At 44.1% G+C, this 19,608-nt stretch carries 19 protein-coding genes; 5 read left to right on the top strand and 14 right to left on the bottom strand.

All coding sequences use genetic code 11. The features are described 5' to 3' along the window. Positions 1 to 65 precede the first annotated feature (65 nt). Positions 66 to 3,398 (bottom strand): DNA polymerase III subunit alpha, encoded by a 3,333-nt coding sequence (dnaE, locus tag HNR44_RS00610; protein ID WP_184402200.1) that lies wholly within the window; start codon positions 3,396 to 3,398, stop codon positions 66 to 68. A gap of 272 nt (positions 3,399 to 3,670) precedes the next feature. Between dnaE and ytrH the strand changes: the two genes are divergently transcribed. Further along, entirely contained in the window at positions 3,671 to 4,009 is a 339-nt protein-coding gene (ytrH, locus tag HNR44_RS00605) for a sporulation membrane protein YtrH (RefSeq protein ID WP_184402199.1), read from the top strand. Beyond that, positions 3,979 to 4,524, top strand: coding sequence for a sporulation membrane protein YtrI (ytrI, locus tag HNR44_RS00600; RefSeq protein WP_246406884.1), 546 nt, complete (start codon positions 3,979 to 3,981; stop codon positions 4,522 to 4,524). The genes ytrH and ytrI overlap by 31 nt, the downstream gene beginning before the upstream one ends. Before the next feature lie 3 nt (positions 4,525 to 4,527). Here the strand turns inward: ytrI and HNR44_RS00595 are convergent, their stop codons facing one another. Then, a complete protein-coding gene (locus HNR44_RS00595; RefSeq protein WP_184402198.1) occupies positions 4,528 to 5,475 on the bottom strand; it encodes a DHH family phosphoesterase in 948 nt (315 codons plus the stop codon). Between the two features lie 92 nt (positions 5,476 to 5,567). On the opposite strand from HNR44_RS00595, the gene HNR44_RS00590 reads away from it, so the two are divergent. Beyond that, positions 5,568 to 5,876 carry a YtpI family protein gene (locus HNR44_RS00590; protein ID WP_184402197.1) on the top strand — a complete coding sequence of 103 codons (309 nt, stop codon included), beginning with the start codon at positions 5,568 to 5,570 and terminating at the stop codon, positions 5,874 to 5,876. A gap of 40 nt (positions 5,877 to 5,916) precedes the next feature. Here HNR44_RS00590 and HNR44_RS00585 read toward each other — a convergent pair whose 3' ends face one another. The 3 genes from HNR44_RS00585 to dacB form a co-directional block, all read right to left on the bottom strand. After that, a complete protein-coding gene (locus tag HNR44_RS00585; RefSeq protein ID WP_184402196.1) occupies positions 5,917 to 7,224 on the bottom strand; it encodes a DRTGG domain-containing protein in 1,308 nt (435 codons plus the stop codon). A 109-nt stretch (positions 7,225 to 7,333) separates the two neighbouring features. After that, the gene (locus HNR44_RS00580) at positions 7,334 to 7,594 is read right to left on the bottom strand and encodes a hypothetical protein (RefSeq protein ID WP_184402195.1); all 261 of its coding nucleotides are present in this window, start codon (positions 7,592 to 7,594) and stop codon (positions 7,334 to 7,336) included. 71 nt (positions 7,595 to 7,665) lie between these two features. After that, a complete protein-coding gene (dacB, locus tag HNR44_RS00575) occupies positions 7,666 to 9,189 on the bottom strand; it encodes a D-alanyl-D-alanine carboxypeptidase/D-alanyl-D-alanine endopeptidase (RefSeq protein ID WP_184402194.1) in 1,524 nt (507 codons plus the stop codon). A 524-nt stretch (positions 9,190 to 9,713) separates the two neighbouring features. On the opposite strand from dacB, the gene HNR44_RS00570 reads away from it, so the two are divergent. Then, positions 9,714 to 10,019: a hypothetical protein gene (locus HNR44_RS00570; protein WP_184402193.1), complete on the top strand. Its 306-nt coding sequence runs from the start codon at positions 9,714 to 9,716 to the stop codon at positions 10,017 to 10,019. 711 nt (positions 10,020 to 10,730) lie between these two features. Here HNR44_RS00570 and HNR44_RS00565 read toward each other — a convergent pair. The 5 genes from HNR44_RS00565 to HNR44_RS00545 form a co-directional block, all read right to left on the bottom strand. Then, positions 10,731 to 11,411 (bottom strand): metal-dependent hydrolase, encoded by a 681-nt coding sequence (locus HNR44_RS00565; RefSeq protein WP_184402192.1) that lies wholly within the window; start codon positions 11,409 to 11,411, stop codon positions 10,731 to 10,733. A 69-nt stretch (positions 11,412 to 11,480) separates the two neighbouring features. Further along, positions 11,481 to 12,602, bottom strand: a complete 1,122-nt coding sequence (gene ald / locus HNR44_RS00560; protein WP_184402191.1) for an alanine dehydrogenase — start codon at positions 12,600 to 12,602, stop codon at positions 11,481 to 11,483. Between the two features lie 60 nt (positions 12,603 to 12,662). Beyond that, positions 12,663 to 13,049, bottom strand: a complete 387-nt coding sequence (locus HNR44_RS00555) for a hypothetical protein (protein WP_184402190.1) — start codon at positions 13,047 to 13,049, stop codon at positions 12,663 to 12,665. Between the two features lie 41 nt (positions 13,050 to 13,090). After that, positions 13,091 to 13,855, bottom strand: a complete 765-nt coding sequence (locus HNR44_RS00550; RefSeq protein WP_184402189.1) for an SDR family oxidoreductase — start codon at positions 13,853 to 13,855, stop codon at positions 13,091 to 13,093. A 138-nt stretch (positions 13,856 to 13,993) separates the two neighbouring features. Next, positions 13,994 to 14,140: a hypothetical protein gene (locus HNR44_RS00545; RefSeq protein WP_184402188.1), complete on the bottom strand. Its 147-nt coding sequence runs from the start codon at positions 14,138 to 14,140 to the stop codon at positions 13,994 to 13,996. A gap of 94 nt (positions 14,141 to 14,234) precedes the next feature. On the opposite strand from HNR44_RS00545, the gene HNR44_RS00540 reads away from it, so the two are divergent. Next, complete coding sequence (locus HNR44_RS00540; RefSeq protein WP_184402187.1) at positions 14,235 to 14,714, top strand: universal stress protein; 480 nt, start codon at positions 14,235 to 14,237, stop codon at positions 14,712 to 14,714. 144 nt (positions 14,715 to 14,858) lie between these two features. Here the strand turns inward: HNR44_RS00540 and argH are convergent, their stop codons facing one another. The 4 genes from argH to HNR44_RS00520 form a co-directional block, all read right to left on the bottom strand. Then, positions 14,859 to 16,241, bottom strand: coding sequence for an argininosuccinate lyase (argH, locus tag HNR44_RS00535; protein ID WP_184402186.1), 1,383 nt, complete (start codon positions 16,239 to 16,241; stop codon positions 14,859 to 14,861). Next, the gene (locus HNR44_RS00530) at positions 16,238 to 17,443 is read right to left on the bottom strand and encodes an argininosuccinate synthase (RefSeq protein WP_184403486.1); all 1,206 of its coding nucleotides are present in this window, start codon (positions 17,441 to 17,443) and stop codon (positions 16,238 to 16,240) included. Before HNR44_RS00530 ends, argH begins: the two co-directional genes overlap by 4 nt. 253 nt (positions 17,444 to 17,696) lie before the next feature. Then, on the bottom strand, positions 17,697 to 18,548 hold the full coding sequence (locus HNR44_RS00525) for an EcsC family protein (protein WP_184402185.1): 852 nt from the start codon (positions 18,546 to 18,548) through the stop codon (positions 17,697 to 17,699). 20 nt (positions 18,549 to 18,568) lie between these two features. Beyond that, positions 18,569 to 19,561, bottom strand: coding sequence for a class I SAM-dependent methyltransferase (locus tag HNR44_RS00520; RefSeq protein ID WP_184402184.1), 993 nt, complete (start codon positions 19,559 to 19,561; stop codon positions 18,569 to 18,571). Positions 19,562 to 19,608: the final 47 nt, after the last annotated feature.

Genomic DNA, 19,608 nt, shown 5'->3' with positions numbered 1-19,608 from the left:
TTCTATTGTCTATTTATTCTTATTAGGATTACATTACAGAGCTCCAAACATCAACCTGGGTATGCTCAAATCGCTTGTTCAGCCACATTTTCTTCACCGAAAAACCGCTTTAAGTTAGCACGAAGCTCATCGTTAATGTGTACGCGGTAGTGGTCATCTAACGCGTATAATCGTTGTTTTGTTTCGTTAAACACTCGTACTTGGGAAAAACCGGGCTGTTTCTGAAGCATACCTTTCAGCTTCCTAACTTGTACAGCTGTATCAGAGGTATCTTCTAATTTAATATAGAGGGCGGTTTTTGCGTCTTCTTGAGCCCTTTCCACAGGGTGCAAAGTTTCTGCGATCACTTTATTCCCATACTGATCGACCGTTCGTTTCCCGCATACAAATGCATAATAGTGTTCTTGCAATAATGGGTTTACTTTTCGATAAACGTCCGGGAATAAGACGACCTCGCACACAGCACTCTCATCGCTTAGTTGCAGGAAGGCCATCGTTTGCCCGTTTTTCGTACGGATTTGCTTAACATAGTCAATAAAGCCGATGATCCAAATGTGTTGGTTAACAGGAGCACTCTCTACATCGACGATAGCAAGAGCGTCACGCATGTTTATAATATCTGTGTATTGATCAAGCGGGTGGCCACTCATGTAAAAGTTCGTCACTTCTTTCTCGAAGGAATAACGTTCTTCCAAACGCAAAGGGGTCGCGTCAGCATAGCGGAAATCACCAGTGCCCTGCTGAAATAGTTGTCCTAAATCTTTATGAAAATCGACAAACTCAAGGGCACGGTCGATAGAAGCGAGCAGCATTGCCCGGTCGCTATGAAGCTCATCAAACGTACCTGCTTTAACGAGATTCGTGAGCATACGGTGATGAATCGATAAATGTGCGGTACGTTCACAGAATTGGATAAAACTTGTAAAAGCCTCATTCTTTCTTTCCTTGATGATCTGTTTTGTCATTTGGCGGCCGACACCAGCGATGATTTGCAAGGGAAATCGCAAGCCATTTTCCTCAATCCCAAAGTGATCAGTACTCTTGTTAATCGATGGTGGATACATCTTAAAGTCTTGCTGCTTGATTTCTCTCATGGCTCGATTCAATCGTTCGTTGTCATTCTCTACCATATTCATATAGGCAGAGAAAAAAACAAGTGGGTAATGCGCTTTGACATACGCCAACTGATAAGCAATAAAACTGTAGGCCACCGCGTGGCTGCGATTAAATCCATATTCGGCGAAACGTAAAATCCAGGAATAAATTTGTTCCGCCGTCGCCTGATGGTAACCATTTTTCAAGGCCCCCGCAATGAACGTGGATTTTTCTTTTTCCAGCTCTGCTCGATCCTTCTTACTTACGGCTCTACGGAGTAAATCGGCTTGCGAAAGCGAATACCCGGCGATTTGAGCAGCTACTTGCATAATTTGTTCTTGATACACCATAACTCCATAGGTGGATGAAAGAATCGGTTTTAGATCGGGATGAACATATTGAATCATCCTACGTCCATGCTTGCCATCAATATACACATCGATTTGCCGCATCGGCCCCGGTCGATAGAGGGCATTTACCGCTACTAAATCTTCAAATGTCGTCGGTTGCAATTTTTTCAACACTTGTTGCATTCCCGTCGATTCAAATTGGAAAATTCCGGTCGTTTCACCCGCTGCGAGCATGCGGAACGTTTTCGGATCTTTAATAGGAATGAACTTCGGGTTAACGTTTACGTTATATTTATCTTTGATTCGATCACGAAGATGTTCCAATAGTGTCAGGTTTCTCAAACCAAGAAAATCGATTTTTAACAAACCATAGGCTTCTAAATCACCCATGGGAAATTGTGTGACTTCAGTTAATTGTCCCTGAACCGTAGGGATCAGCTCTGATATCGGCTTCTTACTAAAGACCACCCCAGCCGCATGCAATGACGTATGCCGGGGGAGACCTTCGATGGCTTCAGCATATTGAAAGAGTGTATACGCAAGGTCGTTTTCACCTAACAATTCCAGCAGCTTTTCATCTTTCTTTCGATATTCTGTTAGTGATGAAAATTGACTGGATGGGGGAAGCATGCGCAGAATTCTCTCAAGAAGCTTTTGCGGTGTCCCCAACGCCTTTCCAGCATCCCTCAGTGCTGCACGTCCTCCAAATGTACCAAAGGTGATAATTTGACCCACGTGTTGAGAGCCGTATTTATTACGGACATACGAAATGATTTCTTCACGGCGGTGGTCAGGAAAGTCAATATCAATATCCGGCAATGAAGAGGAACGCGATTCGTTTAAAAATCGTTCAAACAAAAGGCCGAAAGCAAGTGGATCAACATCGGTTATGTAAAGACAGTAAGCAACGATCGATCCAGCTGCCGACCCTCTTCCAGGCCCCGTTAATATTCCCGCCTTTCTGGCATAATCCATAAAATCCCAAACGATAAGAAAATAATCCTCAAAACCAATTTTTGAAATAACACCAAGTTCATGATGTAAACGCTGGGCCACTTCGTCGGTCATTTTCCCATAGCGTTCGGTGGCACCTTGAAAACATAGCGACCTTAATTTATCTTTTGCATTCTCCTCAAATGATGGAAGCGTTGTTTTTAATTGATGGAGATCAACGGTACATCGACGGGCAATATCGACTGTATTTAAGCGTGCTTTTTCATCCTTTGCCCATGCCTCGCTCGCAAAGGATTTGGAAAAAAGATGATTTTCTTCTTGCCATTCCAACGGACTTACCTTTTCAATAGGACGATTAGAGCGAATCGCTTCTAAACAACGCCTCCACTTTTCATCCTCCTCTTTTAAAAAAGCAACATTGCCGCAAGCCACACGTTTTATATTGACATCCTCGATAAACGTCACCCAATCCCGATGCTCTGCATCCTCCAGTACATAGGGCGGTAGGCAGCCGGCATACAACCGTTCTTCATCCCCCAACTTCTCCTTCAGCTCACGGACCGCTTCCCTCGCTGCTTCCCTTCCCTCTTTTTGCAGCACATGCGCAAGAAAGCTGGTTTTCTCCGGGAGAATGATCATCACATCACTGCAATGTTGGTAAAAAAAGTCAGCCTGTACACCAGATGCCGGCGTAGATTGGGCATGCGACGACAACCTCAGCAATTGTTGATATCCCTTAAGATTGATGGCTTGTAAAAGAAACAACCCAGTGGTTCCGTTTTGAAATTGGACATCTAATTCCAAGCCAAGGAGCGGCTTGATCCCTTTTTGTTTGCAGCGTTCGAAAAACTTGTGAGTGCCGTACATGACATTTCGATCTGTGAGCGCAAGCGCAGAAAAACCGAGAGAAGCCGCTTGGTCAATGAGTTCGTCAATGCGGCACGTGCTCGTCAGTAAACTATACTCACTTCGCACTTGTACATGAATAAAATCATCCACGGGGAACCCACCTTGATTAAAAGTGTTTATGCAAATTGGAGGACATAAGTTATTTCGAAAGTAAAATTCTCGCACGACGGAAAAAGCTGATCTTTCTCATACGTATGTGTGACGTTCAGAGAGTGCTAGCACCGGGTCTCACACGTCATGTATTTTAAACATCCTCTAAAAGTAGATAAGCATAACTTGGCCTAATGTAGATTATACATGAAAGAAGACGGTCCTTGCTCAGTTGAGCAATTTGCTGGCTTCAACAGAAAGGGGCATTCATTATGTTTAACCGGGATTTTGCTGCCACATTGGTTGTTGATTTTTTCGTTGCCTTTGGCGTCGTTTTAGGGGGGGCGCTTATCGGCGGAATTGGGGCTTTCATCATAGGGAAACCGCCACTCACAACGATCCACGATCTAGCTGGCAGCTTAAAAATTTGGGCGCTTGTTGCTGCAATTGGCGGGACTTTTGATGCGATTACCAGCCTGGAACGCGGGCTATTTTACGGTACACACATCGATATTTATAAAACGGTATGCATGCTTTTGGCCGCATTATCAGGAGCAAACGCCGGAACGCTGATTATTCAATGGATTACACAGGAACAGATGTATCCATGAGAATCCCGCCCTATTATCGCCGCCCCGGCTGGCAAAGATTTTTAGCAGGTGTAATCATTGGCGCCCTCATTGGTTGGTGCGTCTTCCTTTATCAGTTTGGCAAAACCCAGGAAGATATGGTAGTTGAGCTTCGGAAAAATGAATTAACCATTAATCAACTGGAGGGCAACCTTGAACTGCTCAGGGAACGGGAAGAGGAAAATAATGAAACAAACGAAGAAGGGGAATCCCCCTTTATTATTGAAGAGATCTCAATTATCTTCGAAAATGAAAACGAGAGCCGCCTTAGTGAGCTTGCGCTCTATGATCTCGAACAACAAGCGATCGAAGAGCTTGAACACCTATTAGAACAAGAAGTCGATAGCGTTGCTGAAAATCGTGAACTTCTCCTCAGTACAATAGAAAATAAACGCTTTCCTTCTAATGACTATGAATATAATCTTCTTGTCAAGCAAGTGACGCTCTATCGAACGCTTGAACTCCATGTAGAGATTGTACCTGTTTCGGAGGATTGAATTCTATGAATGATAAGCGGCACAAATTTGCTCAAGTTGTTCTATGACTTGCTTTTGCTCCTCTTCATTTTTCACAGAAGCACCCGCAGCGAGCGGATGTCCGCCTCCTTGAAAACGGGCGGCAAGTTCGTTAATTACAGGCCCTTTTGACCGTAACCTCACCCGATAGCTCCCGTCTTCCAGTTCAACAAAAGTAACCCAGGCAACGACCCCTTCAACCGAGGAAACGGAATGGACAAGTGCCGATGATTCATTCACACTGATTTGATATCGCTGAAGTTGGTCTTGATGCAACGTAATGACTCCAACCCCGTTTTCACTTAACGTAAAATTCGAGAGCACCTCTCCCTCAAGACGTAAAAGCGAAAGGGGTTTTTTATACATTTCATTGAATAACTCCCGGATGTCAAACGTCCGTTCAAATAGGAGTTGAACGGCTTCGAACGTGCGAGCGGTCGTATTCGGGTGCATAAAACGCCCCGTATCTCCAACGATCCCCGCGTATAAAAGGCGGGCGCATTCGTCATCGAGCTTCCAGTCGTGTTCAGCTGCCACTTGCATATACCACTGGACAATCATCTCCGATGTTGAACTAAAGGACTGATCTACCCAGGCAAGTTTGGAATAAAGATCAGTTTCTGGGTGATGATCAACTTTAAACAACTCCTTCGCAAGTTTGTATCGTTGATCATCAATCCGTCCCGTATTCGCTGTGTCACAAACGATAACAAGCGACTCCGTAAAATCAGCATCCTCGATATGATCCATCCTCGCTAAAAAGCGAAGGGAAGGTTCCTCTTCTCCGGCAAGCATTACCTTTTTCCCAGTATTGATTTCGATTAACCTGGCAAGACCGGCTTGTGAACCGATAGCGTCCGGGTCCGGTCGTTCGTGACGGCAAATAATAATACGCTCATGGGCAGCTATTGTATCAAATAGTTCCTGTTGCATTTTTTAGCTCCTCTTTTTTGTTGTCATCTTTTGCTTTACGCTTTCTTTAAGGCTGTAAAAACGGTACACTAGACTTGTAAGGAGGAATGGTGATGGGTGTCGTTGCGATTATAATCATGACGATCGCATTAGCGCTTTATGTTTTTTATAAATTTAAGAGATTCCGCGTTTCTGGTCAAGCTGTTAAACAATGGTATCAAACAAAAGCGATGACCTCTCTCGGGGCATTTATTCTGGCTCCGGGGATCTTATTTGTCCTCCCGCCATTTAGTGTCGTTGAGTTCATCGTAGGGCTTATTTTCGCAGCACTCGGGCTCGTTTACGTGATATTCGGGATTAAATCGTACCGAATGATCCTCCCTGCTGCGAAAGAAGAAGCTGAAACACTACGTGCGGAATGAAAATGCAGCATGTCCTATCCCTAGGTCATGCTTTTTTCTATTATCTTTCTAACAATTGCGCCATCATTAACCCTTTGCCTACAAGTTCGTCTTCAAAGAACAATTCAACGTCGACTTTTCCGCTCTTGCGGCTGACTTCCAGGATTTTGCCTCTCATCTCAATTTTACTCTCAATTTGTACTGGCTTCAAAAAATAAAGAGATAGATTTTCTACGACAAGATCTCCCTTTCGATGGCGGCGGAGCAGACGGCTGCCTACTTCTGTTACCAACGTCGACAATACCCCATAGGAAATCATTCCAATTGGATTCGTCATTTGCGGCGACAAATGGCAAACATAGTCATATACCGATCCCATTGGCGCTTCTTCCACACGCCCGGTGATCACATCATCAAGCGTATCCCCGACATGTGGCTGCCGATGAGCAACCTGTAGTGCCTTTAATACATCCTGCCGGCTAATAACCCCGATCAGATGGCTCTGGTCATCAACAACGGGGAGCAATTCAATCCCCTCCCACACCATCACATGTACTGCTGATGCTAATGAGGTATGAGCGTTAACTGTAATGGGTTCTTTCGTCATGACTTTCTCAACCGGAGCACTTTCTTTCATGGACAAAATGTCTTTTGCTGCAACCATCCCTTTTACCTTCATATCATTGCTTACAACTGGAAAACGGCTGTGACTCGTATCGCTATTTAGTTGATGCCAGCGTTCAACCATATGTTCGGTCGTTAGAAAATACGTTTCCTGAAGTGGAATCAATATGTCCTCGACAAGGACAATCTCTTTTTTAATCAATTGATCGTAGATCGCACGGTTAATCATGCTGGCAACAGTAAACGTATCATAGCTTGTGGTAATGACCGGAAGAGAATATTCATTGGCATATGCAATGGTTTCTTCATTCGTATCAAAGCCGCCCGTAATTAAAACTGCCGCTCCTGCCTCCAATGCCAGCTGGTGTACTTGATAACGATTTCCCACTATAAGTAAGTTGCCGGGTTCTACGTAGCGCATCATCGCTTCCATTTTCATTGCCCCGATGACGAATCGCTGCAATGTTTTATGTAAGCCATCCCGTCCGCCGAGGACTTGTCCATCCACGATATTCACCACTTCAGCAAATGTAAGATGTTCGAAGTTTTCTTTTTTCTTCTCAACCCGGATCGTTCCGACACGCTCGATCGTCGTAACGAGCCCTTGGTTTTCCGCCTCCTTGATGGCGCGATAAGCGGTACCTTCGCTCACATTTAAGGATTTAGCAATCCGGCGGACGGAGATTTTCTCACCGATCCCTAGATGAGTAATATGCTGCAGAATTTGTTCGTGTTTCGTTGACATTTTGTCACCTCCTTAAAATATTTTCAGCCAATGAAAAAACTTGGCTAACCACCAAGTTTTCGCACGAATCGCCTATTGTTTCTATTATAAAGGTGGAGAGTGCATGGGATCAAGCTCGAACACGCTCGCGCGTTTGCACAGACTGACGACTTTCAAGAATCGTCCGTGTATCGATCGCAGCGCTTTTCTTCCTATGCCGCTCATGTAACAAGGCAGAGAGGTTCCCGCCCACGACAAGCAGCGCAAATACAAACCAAGCAGTAGCAAAAATGCCTCCTAGTCCTCCTGCCTGTATCGAAAACTGGTCAAAGGCATGCCAAAGGAGAAAACCGGCGATCATCAGTGAAAGAATTAAGCGGAACCGCATCATACCCCCCCTTTTTTATCTATCGTATGCGAGGCTGACCATTGTATGACCCGTCCACGTTAGAAAGCGAACACCTAGTCCCGAGAGAATTCTGCTAATCGAATCGCTATATCATCCTCAATATCTTTAGGTGAATGACCAGTGAAGTTATTAATAATGACAGAAAATATGAATTCCTCGTCATCCTGGGTCGTCACATAACCAGAAAGTGAACTTTTAGAAGTTGTCGTCCCTGTTTTCGCGCGCACGTTTCCTTCTGCTTCTGTCCCCTGCATGCGCGTGTTCAGTGTACCTCCTATCATTTCATCATCCTCCCCAACCAAAGGTAACGACTCATAAAACACTTCGTACCAGTCTTCCTCCTGGACATGATGGAGCAAATGCGTCATTTCTTGGGCAGGAATCATATTTAGATGGGACATTCCCGAACCGTCACGCAACTGGAGAATATCTGTGTCAACGCCCGCTTCATCCAAGTAATTCTCTACGACTTCAAGCCCTTCATCCCAACTCCCTTCATCATGAACCTCTCGGCCCAATGTTTTGGTTAAATGTTCAGCATGATTGTTTTGACTCAATTTCATGAATGGAAAATACAGCTCTTCTAAAGGCATGGACTCTCTCTCCACAAGAGCATTCGCATTGTCGGGGGTTATCCCCGTCACTGCATCACCTGTTACCAGAATTCCATGCTCCTCCAACGCATCATAAAAAATCTGCTGCGCTAATTCTGTAGGCTCCCAAATCGCAACATATTGGGTGAGAGGGTTATCACCCACCGGTATTGTACCTTCAAAGAAAATCTCATTGCTCCCATGCTCACGCCCCCAATCCGTTAAACTTCTCGTATCATCCGCTTGAACCGTTTCCACTTCATTATGGATGGTGAAATAATCAGAATCAGGCGTTACTTCGATTTCAGCTTGATCCCCCGGATGATCTCCAGGATGAATTTCAATGTAGACCGAACCTGTATTGTAACGATCAAGCGCATCGGAGGAAAGAAGTGAAGCGTCAGGGGCCACGCTCAATGCCGAAACTTGTGCACCTGTATGTCTTCTTTGGTTATACCAGGAAAGGTCAAGAGATAAACGTGTATCATCAAAGAATGTATCATCAGCGATAATATCGCCTTGTACGAGCTTAATATTTTGATCGGCAAGTTCTTTTGCAAAGTCCTCATAATCGGATGGAAGCATTGTAGGATCCCCTTCTCCTTTTAGATAGAGATCCCCCCTTAGGATACTTCCAACTTGATGTCCTTCTGTGTAGACGCCTGTATTGAACGTATACTCCGGTCCTAACACGTCAAGGGCGGCAGTACCGCTCAATATTTTTTGCCCTGATGCGGGGCCGAGACTCGTTTGACCTTGATAATCATAAATCTCCTCTCCGGATTCTGCAGAACGGACATGTACGCTCGATACTGCACTTTCCAAACGGGGATCATTAAGAATTTCATGTAAATCCGCCTCAAGCTCCTGCTTTGCTGTGGGTTCAGATTCTGAATCGACGGTTTGCTGTATTTGAAAACTAACCACGCCCCCGAGCAATAGTGATACGAGTACCCACCGTGGGGACACCTGATTTTTAAACATCGTTTTTCTCCTCCCCCTTTTTTAGCTATTGTTTTGGACACTATGCTTATTCTTGGATATTAAATGATTTTTGACACGGGATATTTCTTAGTTGTATTTTACTGATAATTCAATGATTTCAGCCCGAGAATTGAAGTGCCTTCTTTTGTTACAATTCATGACATTTTTCCCGGACTTGGTGAACATCCTGTTACATATATTTCTTAACCCTGGAGTCACCTTCGTTTCCCACGCCTTTTTCCATTTCATCTCCCCTATATCATTCTAGTTGCATCCTAAAAACCCTTCTTTTTTTACTTTTTCTCCAATTAATGGAATAGCAGGTTAACAAAAGATCTGCAGTCTTCACCCAAGTTAATGTCACAATGAACGACATCCATATAATAAAGGTCTTAGAAAAAACGTTGGAATGAATAACTTCCATTTAACTTTGGTAATTTACTCATACAGCTTCTGTCTTCTCTCAAGGTGGGCATAAAAGAGGAAACAGAGGCGGGATCTATATGAAAGGAGCTAGGTCACTTATGCCTCAGCAAAATCAGCAAAATCCACAACAGCAACAAAACCCGCAACAACAGCAAGATCAAGCATTACAACAAGCTCAACAGGCTGCTCAACAAGCTGATCAAACGGTTCAACAAGCCGTTCAACAGGCAGATCCTCAATCTATGCAGCAGGCTCAACAGCAGCTGCAACAGGCTGAGCAACAATTGCAGCAAGCAGGAACCAATGCTCAGCCCACTCAACAACCACAAATCCAAAAAGCCCAGCAACAGTTGCAGCAAGCAAGCCAACAACTACAACAGGCTCAAAATCAGTCTGGACAATAACCGAAAGCTGTCTGAGCAACCTCTAATAGCATATAGGCTCCGCACCTTTTTGTGCGGAGCCTTTTTTAGAGCGTATTCGAAGGGGGATCTTTTTCGAGGATATGGTTTCATACGTGAGAGCACACGGACTTTTTGGACATCCTCTTAATATAAGCTCAACCGAGAGATTTTTCATTTGATAACCTCCACGCCATCCATCCGTGTCTTAGAAACCCCTCTTCTACAAATCCTGCATCCCCCACCTACTTCCCTTTTTTATAAAAAAGTTGAACAACCAGGACGAATAGACTGAGCAAGGAAACAATGAATGAATAAAATATTTCTGTGTAAGCATACTAGACATTCATCGTCAAAAGGTTCATAAGGGAGGAAAAAGAGTGTTGAACTATATCCATAAACTTAACATGCTAGGCGTAGAGATCTACAAACATGCCAACAGTGGAAAATGGTTCTACAAAAATAAACATGGGGACATGAAACGGTTACCATTGTTTTAATCATTATCCCAGTAAGTTGGGTTCTCAGGGGGAAGCAGGTCTCATCTGCTCAATACACAGTTGCGAGCAGCGGGTACAATTCTGAATATATGTAGATTCACATTCTCCAAAATTTCTACCCTCAGTGATTTTTGCTCCAGACTTAGACCCAATAATATTGTAAAAAAGCTCGAGAACCAACCTTATGGGTTGTCTCGAGCCCTTGCATTTTCTTTTAAAAGTCCACGCTTTCTCCCGGCTGAAGTGCGCGTCCTTTAATTGGGGATAATTCATCGACGAATTTTTGCCCGTCTTGCTCAATGAGCGGGAACGTATTGTAGTGGATAGGGATGACGAGTTCAGGATTAATCCATTCAGCAGCAATTTTCGCATCATCCGGCCCCATCGTAAAGTTGTCCCCAATCGGCAATAAAGCAACGCTTAAATCATTGTGCTCACCAATGAGTTTCATGTCAGAGAAAAGGTTGGTGTCTCCGGCATGATAAATGGTCTTATTGTCAGCAGTGAACAAAATACCTGTAGGCATACCGGTATAAATAATCTGACCGTCCTCTTCCGCATAAGAAGAGCTGTGAAATGCCTGTGTAAATTTAACATGCCCAAAATTAAATTGGTAGCTTCCCCCGATGTTCATCGGGTGGGTTTCAAGCCCTTTCGAGCCAAGATAACCTGCAAGTTCATGGGGGGCAACCACAAGTGCATTCGTTCTTTTAGCAATATCAACGGTATCGCCGAGGTGATCTTGGTGACCGTGAGTAAGTAAAATCGCATCAGGCTCTACATCTTCTGGCGAAATATCACACGTACCGTTTCCAGTAATAAATGGATCGATTAAAACATTGGCATCCGGTGTCTCAATTTCGACAAAGGATTGGCCATGAAACGTTAATTTCATTCTAGCATCACCCTTTTATCATTCTATTCTATGTTCTATTACCACTTTCGTTGGTATTTAAACTTGTTTTTAATAAGCAGTCAAGCTGTCATCCACATCTGCAGCTTCAATATTCTGCGCCTGTCCAACTGCTTGATAGGTCAACTTGCCTGCGATGGTATTCAACCCTTTTTTCAAATAAGGATCGTCATTCATAGCTTGAACTACCCCTTTGCTTGCAAGGGCTTCTACATAGGGCAAGGTAACATTCGTCAATGCCATCGTTGCTGTCCGCGGAACGGCCCCTGGCATGTTCGCAACTGCGTAATGAACAACATTGTGTTTGATATATACCGGATCATCATGGGTAGTAATGTGGTCAGTCGTTTCGAAAATTCCACCTTGGTCGATGGCGATATCTACCAATACTGAACCTGGCTGCATCCCTTTGACAACCTCTTCACTGACCAGTTTAGGAGCTTTCGCACCAGGGATAAGAACCGCCCCGATAACAAGGTCCGCTTCCTTTACCGACTGTTCAATCGATACAGGATCGGACATCAGCAAGTTAACGTCTGAACCGAACAAATCATCTAGCTCACGTAACCTTTGCGGGCTAAGATCGAGAATCGTAACATTTGCCCCAATACCCAGTGCGATCTTCGCTGCATTTGTTCCTGCCACGCCTCCACCGATAATGGTTACTTTCCCGCGTTCAACGCCCGGAACACCAGCAATTAGAATTCCTTTACCGCCTTTTGTTTTTTCGAGATATTGAATTCCCATTTGCGTAGACATTCGACCGGCGACTTCACTCATCGGTGTTAATAACGGCAATGACCCATCAGAAGATTGAACCGTTTCATAAGCCACAGCCGTCACTTCATGTTTCATAAGCGCTCGCGTTAACTCTGGTTCAGCGGCAAGGTGTAAATATGTAAACAGCAACTGACCTTTTCTAAAATATTCATACTCCGATTGCACTGGCTCTTTCACCTTGACAACCATCTCTGCTTCCCATACCTCTGCGGCTGTCTTTACAATCTGTGCCCCTGCTTCTTCATATTGTTCATCTGTAAAATTTGAGCCTTCTCCTGCCCCTGTTTCAACGAAAACGGTATGCCCTTTTTGTTGCAAGGAAACGATGGCTGCTGGTGTCAAGGCCACTCGATTTTCTTGATTTTTGACTTCTTTGGGTACGCCAATTTGCATTTCCCCACGCCCCTTTACGGTTTATTAACTCTTACTTCCACCATAGCCGATTCATAGAAATTATTCAACGGACGGCTCGTTTTTCTTCCATCTCCATGTATACAACTCGCTATCTCCGTTACGCCAACGGATATCCATGCTTTCAAGTTTCGGGAATTCTTCTTTAATTCTTTTCGCCAATGTTTCTGAAGAAGCCTCCTCATGAACATTCACAAGTTCATTCATATTGTTCACCTGGTCTTCAGCTTCCCCTTCACGCAAGACCCGATCTTGATGCTGAAATTCATAATAATCGGGGCTATCGTACTTCCATTGGTAAACTTCTTCATCCGCTTCAATGGTAATCCTTAAAGAAAACATCTCCATTAATTCATCGGCATTCGCTTGACCGACGATCGATGTTAGCAAAAGCAAAACAACCATCATGATAAAAATAACTCTTTTCACACTCATCACCTCAGTGTATAAGGTGACCATTCATAAGCTTTTTATTCATGACGACGACGATGAATCACGTCGACCCCACCAGTTACTTCAAGGATGGTTCCTGTTACCATATCCGCGTCTTCACTTGCAAAATAAAGAACAGTACGCGCAATGTCCTCCCCTGTACCAGGGCGGCCCACAGGAGTTTTCGGATCATGTTGTTTTCGACTCTCCGCAATCGTACTTTCTTTCCATTCACCCACGATCATCCCTGGACAGACCATATTCGCAGTAATCCCATACTCCGCTTCTTCCAAGGATACCGTTTTGATCAGAGAAGCAAGTCCTGCTTTTGCCGCCCCATACGCGCCGCGATACAACCACCCGGGAGCACTCCCCACTCCTTGATAGCCATAGGCAATGATACGGCCAAATTGCTGCTTCCGCATTTGCGGCAAGGCGTACTTTAGCATCGTAAACATTGCGGTTAAATTCCCGTCAACCATCTCTCCCCATTCATCAAATTCATAATCATTGATTTTTTTCCGTTCAAATATGTATGGACCTGCGTTGTTGACAAGAACGTCCAAACGTCCAAAACGCCGAATCGTTTCGGTAAATAAATTTTTAATCTCCTCCTGATCCGTCACATCTACCTGTAAGGCATGTAGGCGATGTTCATCGAGCCCCAATTCCTCGCGAAGTCGAATGACTGACTGATAGTCATTCCGGTAACTCACCGTCACGCTATAGCCTTCATACAAAAGGGCTTCGGTTACTTTACGCCCAAGCCCTTTTGCCCCCGCAGTTACAATTGCGTGCTTCATTTTGTCGTCCTCCTGCTTTCTTTCCTTAGATTTTACTACGTTTTCCAATGGAAAAAAAGTTCTCAGACCCTTTTGAGTGAGAGGAGGATAGAGGACATGTTCCCATAACTTCTTCGAACGCGGGAGTATCATCTACATCTAATCCTTCTTCTCTTCCTTGTTCTGCTCTGCTATCTTTTGTTCATCGCTTGCAATCTGATAGCTTCTCATCACTTGATCGTGGGTCACATCTACACCCTCATTATTTGCTTTTGCGCCATTTTTAGGTTTAAAATCATCCTTCAAAGGAAACACCTACCTAGAGGTATATATTTTTCTTGCAATGCTTTTGTAGTTTGTTCTTAACCCAATATTTTATACATTTGAAGGAGGAACCTCTATGCGCCGTTACAATCGAATTCTTGTGGGGGTCGATGGTTCAAATGAGTCAAGCTACACATTTGAACAGGCTTGTGAATTCGCCATTGATCAAGGAGCGACCCTTTTTATTACGACTGTCATTGATACAAAAACGTTTGCAACGATCGAACGTTTTGATCGTCAAATTGTGAAACGAGCAGAAGAACAAGGCCACGAAACACTTAAAAACTTTAAACAGAAAGCGTTGGATCAAGGAGTAGAGAACGTCGAAACCATTCTTGATTTTGGGTCTCCGAAGGTGAGGATTACCCGTCATATTGCACCAAAATATGACATCGATTTAATTATGGCCGGTGCAACAGGAGCGAATCGAGTGGAACGAATGGTGATTGGCAGTGTTTCCGAAGCCATTGTCCGACAAGCAGCTTGTGACGTGCTTATCGTCAGATGGAATCGTTCACTACCAAGTGCAGAAGAAGAACCGCCTACGGAATCGTAGACGGCTGTCCTTGAGAGGGTGTTTAAAAGAGGACAAAAAGAGCAGAAGATGGAAATACGTAAGCATAGACCCAAGGCGCATAAAGCGCTAGTAACGCGGTGTTACACGATGTAGCGGTTTGGCAGAGCGACCGTTTTTCGCATCTTAATTCAACATATCCAATTGTTTTTTGCGTTTTTGAACTGCCTTCCCAACTTGTGTAAACCCTGTGCCCCCCTCGCTATTGCGGCGAGCCACCCCTTCACGGGGATCCAGTGTCTGGTAAATGTCTTTTTCAAATAAAGAACTAGATTCTTCAAATTTTGAGAACGGGCATTGGGTGAGCACAATGTCATTGTCTATGCAATAGAGAACAAGTTTACCGACGATTTCATGGGCTTCTCTGAAAGGCATCCCTTTGGCGGCAAGATAATCAGCGATTTCAGTTGCATTGGAGAAATCCGATGCAATTGACCTCTCTGTGACGTCTTCGTGAATAATCATAGAATCTATCATTCCAGTAAAAATCTTTAAAGAACCTTTTACAGTTATAACCGCGTCAAAAACGCCCTCTTTATCCTCCTGCATATCTTTATTATAAGCCAGAGGTAAGCTCTTTAAAGTAGTTAATAAACTAAAAAGACTTCCATATACACGACCCGTTTTTCCCCTGACCAACTCAGCCATATCAGGATTTTTCTTCTGCGGCATAATACTGCTGCCTGTTGCGAACGTGTCATCGAGTTCAATAAAACCAAACTCATGACTGGACCAAAGAATCAATTCTTCTGCTAAACGCGATAAATGCATCATAATCGTCGAGGCGACACTTAAAAATTCAATTACATAATCACGATCACTGACGGCATCTAAACTGTTTTCATAGATGCCGTCAAACCCAAGACCTTCGGCCGTTTGACGACGATCGATCGAAAACGTCGTCCCCGCGAGCGCACCGGCCCCAAGCGGAGAAATATTGATCCTTTTTAAGCTATCCGTGAGTCTGTCCGCATCACGGTCAAGCATTGCGTCATAGGCGAGTAAATGATGACCCATCGAAACCGGCTGCGCTCGTTGCAAATGGGTGTAACCAGGGATTATCGTCTCCACATGCTCCTCGGCACGGCTCACAATCACACGCTGTAGATCACGAATGATTGAAATGATTTCCTTCGTCTCTTCACGCATATATAAGTGCATATCCGTAGCCACTTGGTCATTTCGACTGCGTGCGGTATGAAGTTTGCCGGCAACCTCCCCAATTTCTTCGGTTAATAACTTTTCAATGTTCATATGAATATCTTCATATTTTACATCAAAATCGAGTTCTCCATTTTTCGCTTTCTTTTCTAACCTAACGAGACCGTCATGAATCTTTTGCCCTTCTTCTTCACTGATAATATTGCAAGAACGAAGCATGGCCGCATGTGCCATGCTCCCCTTAATGTCATAGGCAACAAGCTTTTGATCGAATGAAATCGACGCACCGAATTCATCCACCCACGCTTCTGCCTCTTTTGTAAATCGACCGCCCCATAGCTTTGTCATACTTCTACACCATTCTTGTTCACTTTACTGTGCACTTTCGTTGGAAGTCCCCATAATTGGGTAAAACCGACGGCTGCGCTGTGATCAAATTCATCTTCCGTCGTATACGTAGCCAGCTTCTCATCATAGAGAGAATAAGGAGATGTACGACCTTCAACAATCGCATGCCCTTTAAACAGTTTTACACGAACCTTTCCGGTTACGCTTTTCTGTGACTCTTTCAAAAATGCCTCAAGTGCTGGTCTTAAAGATGAGAACCAGAGTCCTTTATAAATAAGTTCTGTTAGTTCCTTGGATACGACCGGTTTAAAATGGGCCATCTCGCGAGGCAGCGTTAAATCTTCCAATTCTTTATGCGCTGTAAGCAACGTCATTGCACCTGGACATTCGTAAACTTCACGCGATTTAATGCCTACGAGACGGTTTTCCACATGATCAATACGTCCAATGCCATGCTTTCCTGCTTTTTCATTCAAATAAAGAATTAACTGGTCAAGATCATAACCCACTCCATCGACAGCAACAGGTTTTCCCTCTACAAAGTCGATTTCCACAACATCTGGTGTGTCAGGCGTTTCTTCGAGAGCGGTAGTCAAATCATAGGCACCTTCAGGCGGTGTAGCCCAAGGGTCTTCAAGAACCCCACACTCATTACTGCGTCCCCAAAGGTTTTGATCTATAGAATACGGGTTGTCGAGATCTACTGGGACCGGGATGTTATGCTGCTTTGCATATTCAATTTCCTCGTCACGCGACCAGCCCCACTCACGTACCGGTGCTATCACATCAAACTCCGGATTTAAGGCTTGGATAGAAACTTCAAAACGGACTTGATCATTTCCCTTTCCAGTACAGCCATGAGCGATCGTACCTGCTCCAGTCTGCTGAGCGATTTCAACGAGCTTTTTCGCAATCAGAGGACGGGAAAGTGCTGAGACAAGGGGGTACTTCTGTTCATACATGGCTTGCGCCTGAAGAGCCGGCAAGACAAACTCATCAGCGAACTCCTTCTTTGCATCAATCGTATATGACTGGCTCGCCCCAACGTCTAGAGCTTTTTGTTTGATCGTCTCCAAATCTTTTCCTTCACCAACATCCAATCCAACAGCAACGACTTCATACCCTTGATCGATCAACCAACGCACAGCAACGGATGTATCCAATCCACCAGAATAGGCTAATACAACCTTTTGTTTATTCATATCATACCGGTGAGTGTTTTTACTCACCGTCCACCTCCTATGAATGTGATTTATTTTCGAATAAAAATTCTTTTATGGTTATTTTTATACAATTGTTGTTAAAAAAAGAGGAAGAGCTCCTCTTTGATTTTGCTATGCTTTTACTTTATCATCCTTATGGCTGAAACTCAATACTTATACATAAGTTTTTATAAAAATGTATGTTATTTATCTTTGTTCTCCGTAAATAAAAGGGCTTTATAACAACCATTATTCATGCAAATCCGCTGTTGTTCCAGCGCTCCAGTAAATTACGCTTCTCATAGTATCCACTTGCTATTTCCGAAACCTGTCTTGCGAATCGATAATTACTATACGCTCCGTATGCAATCCCAATCAACGGAACACCTTGAATGAGCTTTTTGCGCAACAACATAATCATCGTTAGCTTTCCGACTTGGCGAAGTGGCTGCTGAAGCCAATCCTCATCAATGATTTGTTCATCTCCCTCGTATAGCCCAGGGAACTCTTTAACGATGTTTCCCTTTTCCCATTCGAGTTCCTGCCAGCCTTGATATTGCAGGGAATGAGGTGTTGAGCCCACTTGAAACACTTTTAAAGCAATCATCATTTCCGCTGGATGCCGCAAGTCGTACCCAAAAGAGAGTGCAGACAATTGTACGGTTCTTAAATTTATCGCCATAAGAAGAGGAATATCAGAAGCTAACAAAAACGGTCCGCCAAACCCTGTGATCCCTCCTTGACCAAAAGCTAGCAAGCGCTGCTTGGCCATGACTTGAGAGAGAATAAATTTATTTTCTTCAACCCTTAGCTTCCCTACATCTGCAATGCCTTCAATATCATCACGAAATACACGCGCTGTCGTGAGGATCCGTTCTTCGATCTCCCGCTGTACCCCAGTATTTAAAATCATACTTTGTGTATAAAATAGGAAACGGTCCACAGCATCCATCAACTTCTGATTCCATCTCCGTGGGATCCGGGATATCGTCTCCGCTTGTAAAGCTTCCAGCGACCGGAAATGAGTGTCCCTAGTCTGGAAATAATGTTCCTCCCATTCCTGAAGCGCTTCTAAACGCCGCTGAATTTGCTCGGGTGAAGACATGAGCCTCTTCCTCCTTTCACCTAACCTCGGTTGAAAAACTGCTCAAACCAATCATTGATTCTTGAGACCATATCGCTGAGAGCTTCAGCACGCGAAAAAGACGGGAGTTCAGCAAACAATGCCTGTGGTGGAGCTTGCACGCCTGGTCCATTTTTTTGCAGCATCCAAATGCTTTTTGCATGCTGATTGGATTTAAACATTGTCTCTGGTAATTGTAAAAGCCCAAGTGTAACCGCCTCTGATTTTACAAAGGCATGAAGATGATCAGATCCTTCCCGCGTAAACATCGTATTCGGAATCAGGAAAAGCGCATATCCTCCTGGTTTCAGGGCCTTCCACGCATTTTCAAAGACTGCGTATTCCGCAGGCATTCTCCCCTGGTCCGGTTTCGTCCGGAAATTTGCTATTACTTCATCATAGGTATAATAGCCGACAGGCAAATCAGAAACAATCACATCAACCTCTGGGACTCCGGTTTGTTTGACACTGTCCATTTGTAACAGCTGCAATGAATACCGTTGTAAGTTTGCCATTGAAAAAGCGATCCTTACCAAAGAATCGTCGACCTCTGCCCCAATGGCAGCCTCCACTTGATCGGTTTCATTTAAAATCGCTGTCAGTAGGTTCGCCGTACCCATCGCGGGGTCAAATAAACGAATATTCTCTTCATCCCCGATCATTTTATTCATTAAATAAGAGACAAATAGCGCCACCCCGTCAGGTGTCATCGCGTGATGGGGCTGAACGTTTTTCTTCATCCCTTTTATGATCGCGAGTTGAAAAGCTTTACGAACGGTTTCACGTTCTAAATCACCTTTAGGTGCTTCATTTAAAAAAGCTTTCACTTGCCCTTGAAGAGCTTCAGATAGAGTTTGATCGACATGCCCTTGAAATACCATGTCACCGGCATCTGCCAGCGCGTCTAAATATGTAACTTCACTTTCTTTACTGATCGACGCAGCCATCCCATCTAGTGAATAAAATAGCTGCTCTACATCGTTTTGTTCTGTCAATTCGTTCACCTCGCTCTCTCAAGTTTATCATGGTGAAGCCGCAAACT

Origin of the sequence: Geomicrobium halophilum (assembly GCF_014207655.1) — a bacterium.
Classification (GTDB): domain Bacteria; phylum Bacillota; class Bacilli; order Bacillales; family Marinococcaceae; genus Geomicrobium; species Geomicrobium halophilum.
The sequence above is the reverse complement of the archived record's forward strand: the minus strand, read 5'-3'. Positions and strand labels throughout refer to the sequence as shown.